Origin of the sequence: Paenibacillus sp. FSL R5-0912 (assembly GCF_000758605.1) — a bacterium.
In the GTDB taxonomy this organism is placed as follows: domain Bacteria; phylum Bacillota; class Bacilli; order Paenibacillales; family Paenibacillaceae; genus Paenibacillus_AQ.
In genome coordinates, this window is sequence record NZ_CP009282.1 from 680623 (window position 1) to 697017 (window position 16395).

Sequence of the window (16395 nt, forward strand, 5' to 3'; positions counted from 1 at the left end):
TATAATCTGAAACGGATTTGAAGGTTGTATTATTTATAATGTTTATGAATAATGTTCAAGAAGATCATACCATTATTAAAGCAGGTAAGGATAGGGCGGTTTTTTACAGTAATTGCATATTGCCTGTCCAGCTAAGGAGTGGATATAGTGATTTATGGAATCGGAAATGATGTGCTGGAAATCCGCCGGATTACGGCTCTGCTGTCAAGCGGACAAGCAAACGGATTTCTGCAGCGCATTCTTACAGCGCGTGAGCTTGAGCTGGCCGCAGGGCGGAAGGGTAAGGCAGCGGAATTCGCTGCGGGGCGTTTTGCCGCCAAGGAGGCAGTAGTGAAGGCACTGGGCTGCGGAATCGGCGCGAAGGTGGGATTTCAGGATATTGAAATTCTGCCGGACAGCCAGGGCAAACCGGTCGTTTCACTGTCGGAGGCGGCCTGGGACCGGCTGCTTCTGCCGGGCGGCCGCCCTGTCATCCATCTGGCCATTACACACAGCGGGGATCTGGCTTCAGCTTTTGCCGTAGTGGAGCAGGTAAACTAAGCTGCTGCGGAGTGCCGAATCCTGCCCTGCCGCTTCGCAGAGCGGTATTTATACGGGGGAAACCATACGCAATAAGGGGACGAGCCTGCTTATCGCGGAATATAGATACATTCAATATAGAAGCAAGGAGATTAATGATGACTACAAATGAGCAGCAGGAAGCCAAGTCCTATTTCAGCCGTAATTTGCTGGAGTGGTACCATGGGCAGAAGCGGGATCTGCCGTGGCGGCGCCACCGCAATCCTTATTACATCTGGATTTCGGAGATTATGCTTCAGCAGACAAGAGTCGATACGGTCATTCCTTATTTCAACCGGTTCATCGAGCGTTTCCCTACGGTGGAGTCACTGGCCGATGCACCGGAGGAGGATGTCCTGAAGTGCTGGGAGGGGCTTGGTTACTATTCACGCGCCCGGAATCTTCAGCATGCCGCGAAGCAGGTGAAGGAAGAGTATGGCGGGCAGGTTCCCAATGACCGCGATGCCGTATTCGGGCTTAAGGGAGTAGGGCCTTATACGGCTGGAGCTATTCTCAGCATTGCCTTCAACCGGCCGGAGCCCGCTGTGGACGGCAATGTGATGCGGGTGCTGTCCCGATACTTCCTGCTTGAGGATGATATCGCCAAAGGCCCCACCCGCGTCAAAATGGAGCGCCTGGCGGCAGAGCTGATTCCCGAAGGGGAAGCCTCGCACTTCAATCAGGCGCTGATGGAGCTTGGCGCGCTGATCTGCACGCCGAAATCACCGCGCTGTCTGTTGTGCCCGGTGATGGAGCACTGCTCAGCGCGCCTCGCGGGCTGCGAGACCTCGCTGCCCGTCAAGACCAAGGCCAAGCCGCCGCGCCCGGAAGAGCGGCTGGCAGCCCTGATAGAGGGCCGCGGCGAGCACGCGGGCCGGGTCCTCATCCGGCAGCGGCCATCCAGCGGGCTCCTGGCCCGCATGTGGGAGCTGCCGCACTGGCCGGCGCCGCCTGCGGAGGGCGGCGCTTCCGCTGCGCTGCTGCCGGAGACGGCAGCGCAGGACCGGCTGCGCCGGTCCCTGCTTCAGGCCGGGATCTTCGCCCGGCCTGAGGGGCACTGGATGGCTGCGGAGCATACATTCAGCCATATTGTCTGGACCCTGCAGGTGTACCGCTGCAGGGAAGAAGCGGCCCTGCCGCTGGCTGCGGAAGGGCGGGCCCCGTACGGCGCAGCCAGCACAGCTGAGTCCACGGGTGCAGCCGCTTCTGGCGCTGCCGAAGCTGCGGCCGGCGTTTACAGTACCGGCACGGTGCCGCCCGAACCGTCCTCCTCCGCAGGATTGTTCGCGGAAGAGCCCGTCCCGGCGGAGCGGTTCGCGGACGGAAGCGGCCATCCCGAGGACGCAGGTGCAGTACGCTGGATCAGTCGCAGCGATATGGCGAATTACGCCTTTCCCAATGTGTTCCTCAAGCTGCTCAACGCTTATTTCGATGAGCAGGTGGGGAAGTCCGGTAACTGAGGCCCTCATCTGCTGAACCGTACCACAAGTAACGGTAATTGAATTTCCCAGAAGCCCCTTCCGTAGTAACAGGAAGGGGCTTCTAACCTTTTTCACTCTGTTGTTTGCTTATCAGATCCCTCTTGCCATTCGTGCAGAATGAGGATGCCTTCCTGCACGGTCCTTATTCCGTTCTTCGTTCCAAAACAGGTGCCAAACTGGCCCCTACAACCTCTAAAACCTCTTTTACCATTGTTTCCGCCTTGCGACCTTGGGGGTTCCGGCTCCACTGCAAGGCCGACCCGAATATGCCCCAGCTTATGACTAGAGATGTAGCCTCCAGTTTCTCTTGCGAAACCCCGGTAACGGCATCCTCCCTTAACCATTTGAGCAGGAGCTGATGAACTTCCTTTTGCATTGCGATCTCAAACATCGGTTCAAACTGCTTGTCTCCTGGAGTTATATGCTGTCTAAATCCGGTAAGAAATTCGAATACGATTTGGATGAGGGTTGGCAGACAGTCGAAAGTAAATTTTGATTCGTGGGGTAATCTTTTCTTCAAGATGATTTGGGATTTGTCCAGCATCCAGTTCTCGAGAAAAGCAAACTTATCTTCGAAATGGGCATAAAAGGTAGCGCGGTTAACTGTCGCTCTGGTCGTAATATCGTGCACAGAAATAGAGTAGATATTCCTCTTTTGATCGAGTAGTTCCGTGAAGGCCTGCATTAATAATTGACGCGTTCGTTTTACTCGAGGATCGTTAAGGTTCACAATCATACTCTACCTCCCTTATTGATGAACCTAAAACCAACAAAATTACATGAAATGTTGCTAAGGCAACGAAAAGGCCCTTTTGCTGGTAGTCCAAAATGCACAGTTTTCTTATACTTTTTTTATAAAGTGTATTTTACACGCCCTTATATGTGTAGACAACACTGCATTATTATCATCAGTTTGATGGACCCATTCGTGTGAGTAAAGAAAGGATGAGTGTTGTCATGATCATTGTTACAGGAGCCAACGGAAAATTGGGCAGGGCGGTGGTAGAGCAGCTGCTTAAGCGTGCTCCGGCCGAGCAGATTGCTGTGAGTGTCCGGGATCTGAATAAGGCACAGGATCTTAAGGATCGTGGAGTTCGCGTCCGTCAGGGTGATTTCGACGATGCCGATAGTCTTCTCCACGCCTTCGAAGGAGCATCACAGGTTCTCATCGTATCGTCCGGCATCATGGGAGAGGGAGGGATTCGTCAACATCAAACAGCGATTGAAACGGCAAAGAAGGCTGGTGCCGGTCGGGTGCTGTACACAAGTCACATAGGTTCTTCCCCGAACTCGTACTTTCCCCCTATGCTCAACCATGCTGCAACAGAAGAATTACTGAAAGCTTCAGGTATGGCCTACACGTCGCTACGTAACGGCTTTTACGCAACATTAGCGGGGATGTTGATCGGAAGAGCAATCCAGACAGGGGAATTGATTACTCCTGAGGACGGTCCGGTTGCCTGGACATCTCACCCCGATTTGGCCGAAGCTGCGGCGGCTATCCTAATGGAGCAGAAATTCGACGGCCTAACTCCTAATCTTACGGCCTGCGAGGCGATGGATATGGATGGACTCGCGACTATTGCCTCGGAGATTACCGGCCGCCCACTACGCCGAATTGTTGTGTCGGATGAAGAATATCAGGACCATTTAAAATCCCAAGGTCAACCTGAGGATAGGGCTAACATGCTCATGGGGATGTTTCTTGCGAGCCGGAATGGAGAATTCGCGCAAGCGAGTACCACACTGTCTAACCTGATCGGACGACCCCCGATGAATATTAGAGAGCTCTTGAAAGAGTCAATTTCTCATCAACACGGTTGATTTGCTGATGTGGAAATCTATAATTAGGGTCAGAGGACGGTCTGGAAACCTTGCAAGATACTTCCTGCTTCATCCCCCAAAACACAAAAAACCGGGAGCCACCCACAAGGGTGCTCCCGGTTTTTCTTTATACCATGATGCTGCGGCATCAAAGCCGCAATTCGTTATTTTGCGCTTTCGTAACGTTTGCCGACTTCTTCCCAGTTCACTACGTTCCAGAACGCCTTGATGTAGTCAGGACGTTTGTTCTGGTAGTTCAGGTAGTAAGCATGCTCCCATACATCAAGGCCGAGGATTGGAGTTGCGCCTTCGCTGACCGGGTTGTCCTGGTTAGGAGTGCTGGTTACAGCAAGCTTGCCGTCTTTCACGACGAGCCAGGCCCAGCCGCTGCCGAAGCGTGTAGTAGCTGCAGTAGCGAAGTCTTCCTTGAACTTATCGAATCCGCCCAGTTCGCTGTCAATTGCAGCAGCCAGAGCGCCAGTGGGTGCGCCTCCGCCGTTCGGTCCGATAACTTCCCAGAACAAGGTGTGGTTGGCATGTCCGCCGCCGTTGTTGCGAACAGCAGTGCGGATAGCTTCAGGTACAGCGTTCAGGTCAGTCAGCAGCTCATCAATGCTCTTGTCTTGCAGTTCAGGTGCTTTTTCCAGTGCGGCGTTCAGGTTCGTCACATAAGTGTTATGGTGCCTGTCGTGATGAATCTCCATCGTCAAAGCGTCGATGTGTGGTTCAAGAGCGTTGTTTGGATAAGGAAGTGCCGGTAATTGAAATGCCATGGAAAAATCCCTCCTGAGTATATTAGAATTTGTATAGATAAAGAATTTTGGCGGTCTTGACGTCAAAACCCCTTATTTCCGATGTGGCTTATAGGTTATATATCCGTTGAGATACTTATTATTAAACCGTATCTGGAACAATAATGCAACATTAAACAAACATTATTGTTTATAAAGTGTTTTTTCATCTATAGTTCACTACAAATGTTATGGGTGTGTTAAAGTTATAAAACTTCTTAAGAGAGTGCGATAATTTCCTTAATCATGAAAAAATGAACTTTTATTCAATGAAAACGCTTCATATCAAGCGCTTTCAAAAGAAAATTGATGATATCGGGAGAAAAGTGTGTTTTAATAGATTTAAAAGCAGGTATTCCTCGGTTTTTGATGCTTTTTTCCTCTTTACACTGTTATGGAAACTCCTTCTTTTTGTAAAATTCTAAGCCATAGAAAAGGGAGACTTTTAAGTATGCACGTTCGTTCCTTTCAATTAAGCGACGTTACTCCAGTGACTGAATTGCTGCAGACCGCATTATCGGAAGAATGTTTCGAGAGCACGATCGAGCCCTTCTCCAGGCAGCTTTCATGGGATTCAGATCTCATTGTAGTTGCAGAGGATGAAGGAGAAATCATCGGCGCACTGATTGGTACGATTGAGAAGAACCACGGCTGTTATTTCCGCATTGCCGTCCATCCTGAATACCGCCGCAGAGGAGTCGGCAAGAGTCTCGTATCGGCGATGGAACACAGATTCCAGGCACGCAAGGTCAGCGGTATTTATGTAGCCGTTGATGAGCATAATTCCTTCGCACTGCCGCTGTATGAGGCCATGGGTTATGGTGAGGACCAGATCTTCAAATCTGTACGCAAGCTGAGCATTGTCGGGTAATTATTTTTTGAAACGGTGCTGTAAGCGGAAACAATTGGTAGAGTAGAGAACTATTGCAGCCTGTACTTTAGAATAAGATCACACCTGCATAGTCTGTTTCATTATACTAAAGCATATCTTCCCAGTGTCCATTGCATTGCAAATGGGCGGAAGATATGCTTTTCTATTGTTATGGACTTATAAACCCAATCGAAGCAAGTAGGTGGCCTATGAACCGGGAGCTTGAAGAAGAATTCATGCGGAGCCGCAAACAACGATACAGATCAGTCACCCATAACAAATCCAAGCGGGAATCGAGAAGAATTTGGCTTAAGGATATGCGGGAGTGGATCATCACTGCGGGGATTGTATTCGCGATCATGTCACTGCTTAATATATTTGTGTTCAATGTGTCTACTGTGATTGGCCAATCCATGCAGCCAACCCTCTATGAAGGGGAGAAGCTGATTATTAATAAGATTGCACTGAGCTTCGGGAATCCGGGCCGGGGCGATATTGTTGTTCTGCATGACCCCAGTACAGGTCCGGACCGTAAGGAGTACCTGGTTAAGCGGATTATTGGTATCCCCGGGGATATCGTGGAAGTTCAGGACCAGCAGCTTTACGTTAATGGTAAAGTAGTGGATGAGCCTTATATCGATACGGCCATTCAAGACCCGGATTTCAGTCAGCTGACTGTCCAGGAAGGTACCTACTTTGTGATGGGGGATAACCGCCATGCCGGGGCCAGCAAGGACAGCCGTTATTTCGGCGCCGTTGCACAGGAGAGTATCGTGGGGAAGGCATCCCTGATCTGGTGGCCTGTAGCTAAGATGAGAATCCTGTAAGGGATTTGTATAGACCTAATAATAAAGGAGAGGCGGAAATGAATTCTAACTTCCAGTCACCTTATGCTCCGCCGCCTTCCAAGTGGGAGGATCTCAAGGCTGCAATCAAGGCTGCTGCGCCGGCGCTCGGTATTGACGATATCGGGTTCACCACCGCAGAGCCGTTTTTATATTTAAAAAATATACTTCAGGAACATAGGGACAACGGATACGACTCGGGCTTCGAGGAGCCGGATCTGGACAAGCGGACGGTTCCGGCGCTGCAGTCGGGAGAGCAGCCGCTCTCTATTATTGCAATTGCTGTAGCCTATCCCTCCAAAATGGAGGAACCGCCCAAGTCCGAACCCGGAGCACGCAGAGGTATACTGGCCAGGGCATCGTGGGGGCAGGACTATCATCATGTACTCCGTGAAGCGCTGGCGAAGCTGGAGAACTTCATCCGCGAGCGTATTCCGGATGCCGTACTGGAGAGTATGGTGGATACGGGCGCTCTTGTTGACCGGGCGGTTGCAGAGCGGGCGGGCATCGGGTTCAGCGGCAAAAACTGCGCGATTATCTCCCCCAAATGGGGATCGTGGATCTATCTCGGGGAAATGGTGACGAATATACCGCTGCCTCCGGATCAGCCGGTGCAGGAAGGCTGCGGGGACTGTACGAAATGCATCGACGCCTGTCCTACCGGCGCACTGGTCGGTCCGGGACAACTCAACGCCCAGGCTTGCATATCCTACCTGACACAGACCAAAGGGTTCCTCAGTGAGGACTATATGACCAAGATCGGGAACCGGCTGTACGGCTGCGATACCTGCCAGATTGTCTGTCCCCATAACCGCGGCAAGAACTGGAATCACCGCCCGGAGCTGCTGCCTGATCCGGAGATCGTGAAGCCGCTGCTGATGCCGATCCTGGATCTGAGCAATCGTGAGTTCAAGGAGAAATTCGGCAGCAGCTCAGCTGCATGGCGGGGCAAAAAGCCTATCCAGCGCAATGCGGTAATCGCGCTTGGCAATTTCAAGGAAGCTTCTGCCGTACCGAAGCTGACCGAGATTCTGCTGCAGGAGCCGCGGCCGGAGATGCGCGGGACTGCCGCCTGGGCCCTAAGCCGCATCGGCGGCAGTGAAGCCCTCACAGCCGTGGAACAGGCACTGCAGAAGGAAGAGGACGTTACGGTGCGCGGAATGCTAAGCCGGGCACAGGACAAGCTGCTGGGGCAGAAGGAGGCGGAAGGAGAATGAATCACCGTCTAGAGAGCAGCGAAGGGGCGGAAGCTTCGCTCTATTATAAGGAGATCGATTCAATCATTGGCCCTTTGACGCTATGCGCTACAGCTTCCGGACTATGCATGATCAAGTTCGGCACCTATGATGCGAACTCGGACACTATCGCAGGCTGGGTGAAGGCGCAGCTGGGACCCGCTGCACGGATTTATGCGGATGCCAGGAGATTATCCGAGGCGGAGCGGCAGCTTGCAGCGTATTTCGCCGGGGAGCTGCAGAGCTTCAGTCTGCCGCTGGATACGCGCGGAACGGATTTTCAGCGCCAGGTATGGGAAGCTCTCCTCAGCGTGCCTTACGGGGAGTCCGCCTCTTATAAGGATATTGCGGTCAGGATTGGCAATCCGCAGGCAGTACGCGCTGTTGGCGGGGCCAATAACCGCAACCCGGTTCCGGTCATTGTACCCTGCCACCGGATTATAGGTGCCGGAGGCTCGCTCGTCGGCTACGCCGGAGGCCTGGGAATCAAAAGCCGGCTGCTGCAGCTGGAAGCGGAGCAGGCGGGGCCTGATACAAGCGGCACCTATCTCTTCTGATCACGGGATTTGCCAATTGCTGTCCAGTTGTTGAAATGCTATGATAGATTCGCGTGCCTTAAGGGCATTGCCAGACAATAGAGTACAAAGGTGGATTACAGATGAATATTGCATTGCCTATTATTACGCTTGTTGTAGGTCTGATCGGCGGATTCTTTATCGGTGTGTATTATCTGCGCAGACAAATGACAACGATGCAGAATGATCCCGAAATGCTGCAGAAGGTTGCTAAGCAAATGGGATATAACCTGAACGGAAAGCAAATGCAGCGTGCCCAGCAGATGATGAAGAACGGCAATCAGCCGGGGCGTGCGCCTGCGGCAGCCAAAGGACAGGCCCGCAAGAAGAAATAATCAGGATAGAGAAATAGATAAGAGTCAGCTGGTGGTGCGGAAGGGGGAGATTTCATGGGGAGCATCAAGGAGTACATGAACGGGAAGGTTTCTGTAAACCGTGAGCAAATCGAGTATCATGTTGAGAAAATATTAGAACTGATTGGTGAAGATACCAGCCGCGAAGGTTTGCTGGAAACACCGGCTAGAGTCACGCGGATGTATGAAGAGATATTTGGCGGCTATTCGATTGATCCGCGCGAAGCGCTAGGCGTTACTTTTGACGAGTCTCATGAAGAGCTTGTCATTGTGAAGGATATCGTCTATTACAGCCAGTGCGAGCATCACATGGCTCCTTTCTTCGGCAAAGTGCATATTGGCTATGTCCCCAGCGGGCGGATTGCCGGACTGAGCAAGCTGGCCCGGCTCGTGGAAGCGGTCAGCCGCCGCCTGCAGGTGCAGGAGCGCATTACTGCCCAGATCGCCGACATCATGACCGAGGTGCTGAATCCGCACGGTGTTATGGTGGTTGTCGAAGGAGAGCATCTGTGTATGTGTGCCCGGGGTGTGAAGAAGCCCGGGAGCAAGACAGTAACCATGGCAACCCGGGGCACTTTCCGAGAGGATGCTGCTGCCCGGGCTGAGTTTCTTGCTCTGATCAAAGAATAGTACGCGGGACTAATATTCCCTGACTTGTGCAAGGCAAAGCCCGGCGGCCACTTTCGAGTGGCCGCCGGGCTTTTTTGGGGAAAGACCTCAAAAAGGCTGCCATACCAGCTTACGGGCGGCGCTGTACCGCTCGGCTACGTAAGGCCAATTCACGACTTTCCACCAGTCATGGATATAATCCGCGCGCTTGTTCTGATGCTTGAGATAATAGGCATGCTCCCATACATCCAGCGCCAGTAGCGGAACAACATCCCATTGGGACAGATTCTGATGCTTCTCAGCAGTCAGAATCTCCAGCCTGCGGCTGCGCGGGCTCCAGACCAGGATAGCCCATCCGCCGCCCTCCACTTTATTGGCCGCTTCAGTGAACTGGGCCTTGAAGGCATCGTAGCTTCCGAAGCTGCGTATAATGGCATCCAGCAGTGCTCCGGATGGCCGGCCTCCGCCCTGCGGGGACATGACGTTCCAGAAGATCGTGTGCAGATAATGGCCCGCCCCATTAAAGGCAAGCTCCCGCTCCCAGTGTTTAACGAGATCATAATCGTTGTTCTTCCGGGCTTCCGCCAATTTAATCTCTGCTTTATTGAGTCCGTCTACATAGCTCTGGTGGTGCTTGTCGTGATGAATAATCATCGTCTTCTCGTCAATGTACGGCTCCAGCGCATTATAAGCATAAGGGAGCGGGGGCAGTGTGTGCCCGCCGATCGGGACCGGCCCTAATTCCCGGGCTTCCCACAGAGGAGCCGTTTCCTGGGGAGGATCTTCACTTAGGGACACCGCAGGCACAGCAGCCGGTTCATCCTGCTCTAGAGGGCTCTGCCGCATCATCCCGGCGCCGGCGCCATATCCCGGGGCGGTGAGGGCCGTAAGCACGGCAAGGAAATACTCCGATTCGCAGATAAAATGTTTCACTACGACACCGGCCAGAGGGGAGACGCTCATGGCCTGGCTAGCCTCGACCATAGCCTTCAGCTGGCGGATGAATTCACTGGATTGGCTGCAGGCTGTATGAAGCAGCAGCTCTGTTTCGGCGGTAAGGCTTCCCGGACCGCCGTAGGCCGGAGCCTGTGGGCTACGGAGCAGGTGACACGCCGCCTGCTCCGTAGCCAGGAAGACAACTGTCCATTCCTGGAGCAGCTTGACATAAGGCTCCTCCAGGTTTGGAGTAAGCTGGATAAGAACCTCGGCATGTTCCTTCTCTTGTTTTTTCCAGAAAGCGATTTCCCCTAGAATGTGCACTGGCAGCGGCGCACCGGATACATATTGCATAGCATGCAGTCCCCCCCGTCCTGAATTTTCAACGCTTCATTATATGACCGGGAGAGTGCGCTTATGTAACGGTATTCGTTGTGGCCTAAGGCACAATGGTGAGCAAACCCCAAAAAAGCATGCACAGCATGTATAAGGAAATACAGCTGCGCATGCTTATTCAATCCAATATAGGTATAGAACGTTTCTGTTTCTACTTGTGGTTACTTGCTGGCCTGACTTCCGTTGTCCCCGCTGATGCGGGCCAGCTGGACATTTCCGAGAAATGCTGAGACACGGCGCAGGTACTCGCGCGGATGCTCACGGAACAGCAGCTCATGATGACTGTCCTCCACAATCCATGAGTCGGAGTAAGGGTTGGTCTGGTTCGCGGCCAGTTCTTCGGCAATCGGATAAGGGGCCTTCTCGTCCATAGTACCGTGCATGAAGAGTACCGGGAACGGATAGTCCTCGGATTTCACCTTGGAATAGGGAATCTGATTCAGCCCTGTACCGTTCAATACCGGGAACAACAGCTCCATAATCTCCAGTGAAGGCTGGCGGGGAAGATCTATATTCTGCTTGATATTGTGATAGAGTGTATCCGGCTCCAGCAGGAAGGTGCTGTCCAGAATCATTGCATCCACGTCTTTGGTTACGAGACCCGCCTGCAGCGCGGTACCAGCGCCCATGGAGAAGCCCCAGACTACAATTTCGTTTGCCCCCTTGTCCTTGGCATATTCAATCGCCCCAAGGAGCTGCTGGGATTCTTTTTTGCCGCCGGTAGCGATATCCTTATTGATCTTGGAAGCAAAGCCGTAATCAAACATGACCACATTAAATTTCAGGCTGTGCGCATAATGGGCCAGGTCGTACATGGGAACCCAGCTTTCCTCGCGGTTAGCACCGTAGCCATGGCTGAAGACAATGGTCTTCTTGGCTCCCTCTGAAGGAATATACCAGCCCTGCATGATACGGCTGCCGTCCTTTGCCGGAAAGGTGATCTCCTCATACGCCAGCCCTTTGGCAAGATAAGGGTTAGAGTAGAGGGGGGCTACAGTAGGATTCGAGAGCACCCAAGCTATATAGCCGTGCAGGGCGATGAAGCAGAATAATAAGAAGAAGAACACAGATAACAGCAGAGCTACGACAATATGCTTAACGCGTATCATCCGCAGTGAAATAATAGGTATGGAATTAGGCTTATCCTCGTTAGGCATACGGGAGACCGGCGAGCCGGGGTGACTTGTTACAAGATCCATAAGGTCCCCTCCTAAAAGTTTTGTGGAACATCCGCTTCCTATGAGACTACTTTGCAGTGTAACTGCTTGGGAAGCATAAGCTTAAGTTTGAATAGCATAAATACTTCATATATTTAATCGTATGGTTATGCCCTTACAAAGTCAATGAATTGAGCGGTTTTGTAATGTAACTGTAAACTGCGGCCCATTCTTTACCGTACAGTGAATATGCTGGACTTTTTTCGGACTTTTGCACTAAGATAGAATGGATCTGAAGAATAATGTAACCGGGTTTCAAGAGGTGAAACACGTGAGGGGGAGATCAGGGTGGAAGACCGGAAACTGACTGTACGCGCCGTAGAACGTGCGCTGGATATATTGCTGTGCTTCACTCAGGATAATGATTATGACCTCAGTCTGACGGAGATTTCCGCCAAGATTGGCCTGCATAAAAGTACGGTACACCGCTTGCTGACTACGCTTGAAGAGAAGGGCTTCCTGCAGCGTGATGAGGGCACGGAGAAATACCGGCTGGGGATTCGCATCTGGGAGCTGTCAACGCATTTGCCGACGCTGAATGAACCAGCGGTACTGCTGCTGCCGGCGATGGAACGGCTGCGTGACCGTCTGGGAGAGACGGTCAGCCTCTATTTGCGCGACAATCTGGAGCGCGTGCGCATCCAGGCTGTGCAGAGCCGGCAGGCAATCCGCCGGGTGGCACAGATCGGCGCAAGGCTGCCCCTCTCTGTAGGCGCATCGAGCAAGGTGCTGGCCGCTTACGCGCCTCCGGAAGTGCAGGTCCGGCTGCTGGCCGACCCGGCCTGGCCTGAAGCTGTAGACCGGAGCCTATATCTGGAGCAGCTCAAGGAAATCACCCGCAGCGGGTATGCGACCAGCTTCGAGGAACGCGAGCCGGGTGCGGCTGCAGTGGCGGTGCCTATTACCGGGCGTGCCGGGGGAGTGGTTGCAGCACTCTCCCTGTCCGGTCCGGTCAGCCGGCTTTCGCGGGAGACGCTGGAGGATTATGCAGTGATACTGGGTGAGGCTGCAGCTGAAATGGGTCTGATGATGGGCTGAAACGGCGCTTCCCGTTAAATGCCGTGCAAGGGGGTAATTATAGTAAATAGAGGCTAACCAGGCCTGCCAGTTCCATTGTGTATCTAGTTAAAATGAACTATTATTAAAAAATATTAGTTACAATTATTAAAAGTTATGAAATGTAATCCAGAGCATGAGGTGATGGGATGAAAGCTGTAATACCCGATTCACTGATGGGAGAAATTCAAGAGCTCCAGGATACGTTCGGTTCTGTCACGAGTCAGGCTATTGTGCTTACGGATCAGGCAGGGAATGTAATAACCCGTCCAACGCTTTACGGAATATTCTATCAGAAAATGTTCAGTTCTTTGCAGGAGACGCAGCGCCCTTTCGAGCCGGCTTTGCTCAGACTGGGTCCCTTATCGCATCCTGCTGTATTGGAAGAATGGGTTCCCGGGCTAAAGTATGTGGTCAGTCCGCTGGTTCCCGAGTATGGACAGACTTATTATTTGTGGTCGGGCCTATACATGGAAGAAGGGACCCGGGAGCTTGTACTGCAGGCGTTTGAGGCCAAAATGAGGATTCACCCCCACTATGAGGAGTTACGGACTGAACTGCTTGCCATGCCTGAGCTTAGCCGGGAGCATATCGGTAAGATCAGGGGCAAACTGGCCGTTCTTGGAAACATAATGTCTAAATTACTGGCGGGCTGTGTGCTCAAACCCCTGGCGCAGAGAAGCGGCATGGTGGTTTCACAGCTGCTCTCCAATCTGGAAACAGACTTTCTGAAGATTGAGGATGTTTTGCAGCAAATGGCAGGAAGGCTCTCGGATGCCGATTTATATGCTTTTGCCAAAGAGGAAGAGGCAGGCAGGTATAAGGTGAAATATTCCGCCGGCAAAGAAGCGAATCTGTTGATGAATGCCGAGTTCCAGCAGGGGGACGGGTTTCTGGGACAAGCTGTTCTCGGCAGGGAGCCCCGGCACTGGCAGGGCGTTGCCAAAGATCCGAGATCGTTATTCTTCACCCAGCGCGGAATTACGCAGCCGGAGTATTTGTCATGTTATCCGGTTCAGATTCACAGCGGCAAAAAAGCGCTGCTGCTGGCTGTGGGCTTTGGTGAAATCCGCCAGTTGCAGGACCACGCCCAGCAGGACCAGATGGTTGCTTCTCTGCTTGGGCTATCCTCACGCGGGGAGAAGCTCAGGCAGCGCGAAACCCTGCGTAATGATGCTACACTGAGACTTAAAGAGGCCGCGTGCCTGCTGCCGCAGACCACATCATCACAGGAGCTGGGTATTCAACTGCTCGAGATCATTATGGGGATGCCGTTCTATCCTTCATCTGTACTCGTCTACTTTGAGGAGGCAGCAGGAAGCAGCCATCATGCCAAGGGCTGGAGCCCGGAGGCTGCTGCCCAGTATGTCCAGGAGATTGGGGACCGGTATTCGCCGCAAGCCTTTCTCTCCTCCGCTATTATTAACGAGGATGCCGAGGAGCAGGTGCTGCTGGAATGTCCGCTGATTGCCGAGAAGGTATTCAAAGGAATTCTGGCGGTAGGCTTCAGACGCCGCAGTGAAGCAGAGGAATGGCTGACATTCGCGAGCTGTCTAGCCAGTCTGGCCAGCACGGCAATCCGGCTCATCGAGAAGGATAGCAGGCTTGTGAAGCAGGCGGGGGTATTCCTCCAGCATACCCGGGATTATCTGGGGAGCACCAATCCTGAGCTGGAGAGTATGTCGCTGGATGCCTCTTCAATGGCGCATGAGCTTGCCCGCTACACCGGTCTGCCGGAACGGGAAGCGGAACGGATGAGAAACGCCTGTCTGCTGGCTCCGTTCAAACTTGAATTTCTGCAGGGATACGGCTTCTATCAGGAAGAGATAGCTCTGCTGAAGCAGGTGGATCAATTGGCATCCTTCTATTTCAAGATGGATAAGCCGTCGGTTTCTTTGCCCGCACAGCTGCTGGCACTTGTGCTTCATCATACCGCCAAACATGCGGATAGGGATAAGCTTGCGGAACCGGAGCTGGAATGGCTGGAACCCTCCCGCTACAGTCTGGATGAGTACATTGTCGGGGAGATTGACAGTGAGCCGCAATCAGCCCTTCAATCGTTTCTGCGCAGCCGCTCGGATGCTCAACCAATGAGGAGAAAGGTATCGGCGGTCAAGCTGCTGAACAACGCTGCACTGAAGACACCTAAGGAAGAATGGGGAATCTCGCCGCGTGAAGAGGAAGTGCTTGAATTGATTATTCTGGGCAAGACGAATAAGGAAATTGCCAGTGCCTTATTTATCAGCGAGCATACCGTTAAGAATCATCTAAGCCGTATTTTCACCAAAATGAATGTAACGGACCGTTCACAGATCATTGCTCTGGTCTATAAAAGAATACTCGACTCTGAGCGCATCGAGATCTGATCATTAGCCGGTTTAACTGCTTTGCTCCATATGGATATCCATCCCCTTTCGGCTGAAAGGGGATTTTTGCATTCATATGCTGCAGGAAGGCAGGTGGACTATTTAAAATTTAATAAAATGAAGTTGTCAGAGAGAAAACGCTGTGCTATATTATAATTGATAATGATTATCAATATCACATACATAGGGGGATCATTTTGCGACATTCTAATAAAAGTCTGGTACTCATCATCCTCACCTTAGCCTTGGCTCTGCTGCTGGCAGCTTGTGGCCAGTCCGCTAATAACTCTGCAAACCACTCCGCTGCTTCTCTTGAGACGTCTTCTACGGCGACTCCTGCTGCAACAGCCCGCACTGCGGATTCAACCGCTGATGTAGAAATGGTCACTTTCCAAGACAGTGCAGGAGAAGTTCAAGTACCCAAGAATCCGCAGCGAATCGTTGATACTACCGCGTTCTACACAGGATATCTCCTGGCGCTTGGCGTAAAGCCGGTAGGGGTTATGGAAGGAGCCAAGGCTAGTCCGTATCTTGCAGAAATGCTTGAGGGTGCAGAACCACTTGGTGATGATGTCACCCCGGAGAATATCCTGTCCTTGGACCCTGACCTGATAATTGTGTACACCGGCACGGAAGGCATCGATAAGCTGAAGGAGATTGCGCCTGTAGTGCAGATTCAGTATGGCGCAAAGAATTTTAAGGATCAGATGTTGGACTACGGCAAGCTTGTGAATAAGAATGATGAAGCGAAGGCCTGGATCACACAGTGGGAGGCCCGGATTGCTGATTTGAAGCCGCAGGTGCAGGCCGCTGTCGGCAACAAAACTGTATCTATCCTGAACCCGTATGCCAAGGGTCTGTATGTATTTGGACATAATTATGGACGGGGCGGCGAAATTCTATACGGGGAATTTGGTTTGAATGCACCTGCAGAAGCGCAGAAAGAGGCGATTGACAGCGGGACAGGCTGGGCCTCCATCTCTCTGGAGAAGCTTCCGGACTTCGCCGGTGATATTATCTTCACTTGTCCATGGTCAGGGGATACAACAGATCCTAAGATTGTATATGATAATCCGATCTGGGCAGGCTTGCCAGCAGTTAAAGCAGGAAACGTCTTCCAGCTCAATCCTGATGCAGATACTTACAATGACCCGATCTCACTGGAGAAGCAGTTGGATTTCATCACAACAAGCCTGCTGTCCGTGAAATAATCCATAAATGAAATAAGGAAGCTATCTGCAAATCTGCATATAAAAAGCTGCGCCGGTGTCAGATCAATATC

Annotated in this window: 14 protein-coding genes and 1 pseudogene; 11 read left to right on the forward strand and 4 right to left on the reverse strand. The window is 52.2% G+C overall.

Annotated features, from left to right (window positions below; genetic code table 11):
• Positions 1-147: 147 nt before the first annotated feature.
• Both acpS and mutY read left to right on the forward strand, forming a co-directional pair.
• Positions 148-540: a holo-ACP synthase gene (gene acpS / locus R50912_RS03000; RefSeq protein WP_042232341.1), complete on the forward strand. Its 393-nt coding sequence runs from the start codon at positions 148-150 to the stop codon at positions 538-540.
• A gap of 137 nt (positions 541-677) precedes the next feature.
• Entirely contained in the window at positions 678-2018 is a 1341-nt protein-coding gene (mutY, locus tag R50912_RS03005; protein ID WP_042232343.1) for an A/G-specific adenine glycosylase, read from the forward strand.
• A gap of 163 nt (positions 2019-2181) precedes the next feature.
• Here mutY and R50912_RS03010 read toward each other — a convergent pair whose 3' ends face one another.
• Entirely contained in the window at positions 2182-2775 is a 594-nt protein-coding gene (locus R50912_RS03010; protein ID WP_042232345.1) for a TetR/AcrR family transcriptional regulator, read from the reverse strand.
• A gap of 221 nt (positions 2776-2996) precedes the next feature.
• On the opposite strand from R50912_RS03010, the gene R50912_RS03015 reads away from it, so the two are divergent.
• Positions 2997-3863, forward strand: coding sequence for an SDR family oxidoreductase (locus tag R50912_RS03015; protein WP_042232348.1), 867 nt, complete (start codon positions 2997-2999; stop codon positions 3861-3863).
• A 164-nt stretch (positions 3864-4027) separates the two neighbouring features.
• Here the strand turns inward: R50912_RS03015 and R50912_RS03020 are convergent, their stop codons facing one another.
• Positions 4028-4636, reverse strand: a complete 609-nt coding sequence (locus R50912_RS03020; protein ID WP_039308673.1) for a superoxide dismutase — start codon at positions 4634-4636, stop codon at positions 4028-4030.
• A gap of 469 nt (positions 4637-5105) precedes the next feature.
• On the opposite strand from R50912_RS03020, the gene R50912_RS03025 reads away from it, so the two are divergent.
• The 5 genes and pseudogenes from R50912_RS03025 to folE all read left to right on the forward strand — a co-directional run bounded on the left by R50912_RS03025 (position 5106) and on the right by folE (position 9163).
• On the forward strand, positions 5106-5525 hold the full coding sequence (locus R50912_RS03025) for a GNAT family N-acetyltransferase (RefSeq protein WP_039308670.1): 420 nt from the start codon (positions 5106-5108) through the stop codon (positions 5523-5525).
• 209 nt (positions 5526-5734) lie between these two features.
• Positions 5735-6352, forward strand: a complete 618-nt coding sequence (lepB, locus tag R50912_RS03030) for a signal peptidase I (RefSeq protein ID WP_081956359.1) — start codon at positions 5735-5737, stop codon at positions 6350-6352.
• Between the two features lie 38 nt (positions 6353-6390).
• Positions 6391-8162, forward strand: a pseudogene (queG, locus tag R50912_RS03035) (tRNA epoxyqueuosine(34) reductase QueG).
• 101 nt (positions 8163-8263) lie between these two features.
• Entirely contained in the window at positions 8264-8515 is a 252-nt protein-coding gene (locus R50912_RS03045) for a YneF family protein (protein WP_042133331.1), read from the forward strand.
• 54 nt (positions 8516-8569) lie between these two features.
• Positions 8570-9163 carry a GTP cyclohydrolase I FolE gene (folE, locus tag R50912_RS03050; RefSeq protein WP_039308661.1) on the forward strand — a complete coding sequence of 198 codons (594 nt, stop codon included), beginning with the start codon at positions 8570-8572 and terminating at the stop codon, positions 9161-9163.
• An 87-nt stretch (positions 9164-9250) separates the two neighbouring features.
• Here folE and R50912_RS03055 read toward each other — a convergent pair whose 3' ends face one another.
• Positions 9251-10432, reverse strand: a complete 1182-nt coding sequence (locus R50912_RS03055; protein WP_042232355.1) for a Fe-Mn family superoxide dismutase — start codon at positions 10430-10432, stop codon at positions 9251-9253.
• A 203-nt stretch (positions 10433-10635) separates the two neighbouring features.
• On the reverse strand, positions 10636-11631 hold the full coding sequence (locus R50912_RS03060) for an alpha/beta hydrolase (RefSeq protein ID WP_042241442.1): 996 nt from the start codon (positions 11629-11631) through the stop codon (positions 10636-10638).
• A 348-nt stretch (positions 11632-11979) separates the two neighbouring features.
• Between R50912_RS03060 and R50912_RS03065 the strand changes: the two genes are divergently transcribed.
• The 3 genes from R50912_RS03065 (at position 11980) to R50912_RS03075 (ending at position 16324) form a co-directional block, all read left to right on the forward strand.
• A complete protein-coding gene (locus R50912_RS03065) occupies positions 11980-12729 on the forward strand; it encodes an IclR family transcriptional regulator (protein ID WP_042232357.1) in 750 nt (249 codons plus the stop codon).
• A 167-nt stretch (positions 12730-12896) separates the two neighbouring features.
• Complete coding sequence (locus R50912_RS36155; RefSeq protein WP_052415944.1) at positions 12897-15113, forward strand: helix-turn-helix transcriptional regulator; 2217 nt, start codon at positions 12897-12899, stop codon at positions 15111-15113.
• A 197-nt stretch (positions 15114-15310) separates the two neighbouring features.
• Positions 15311-16324 carry an ABC transporter substrate-binding protein gene (locus R50912_RS03075; protein WP_042232359.1) on the forward strand — a complete coding sequence of 338 codons (1014 nt, stop codon included), beginning with the start codon at positions 15311-15313 and terminating at the stop codon, positions 16322-16324.
• Positions 16325-16395 lie beyond the last annotated feature (71 nt).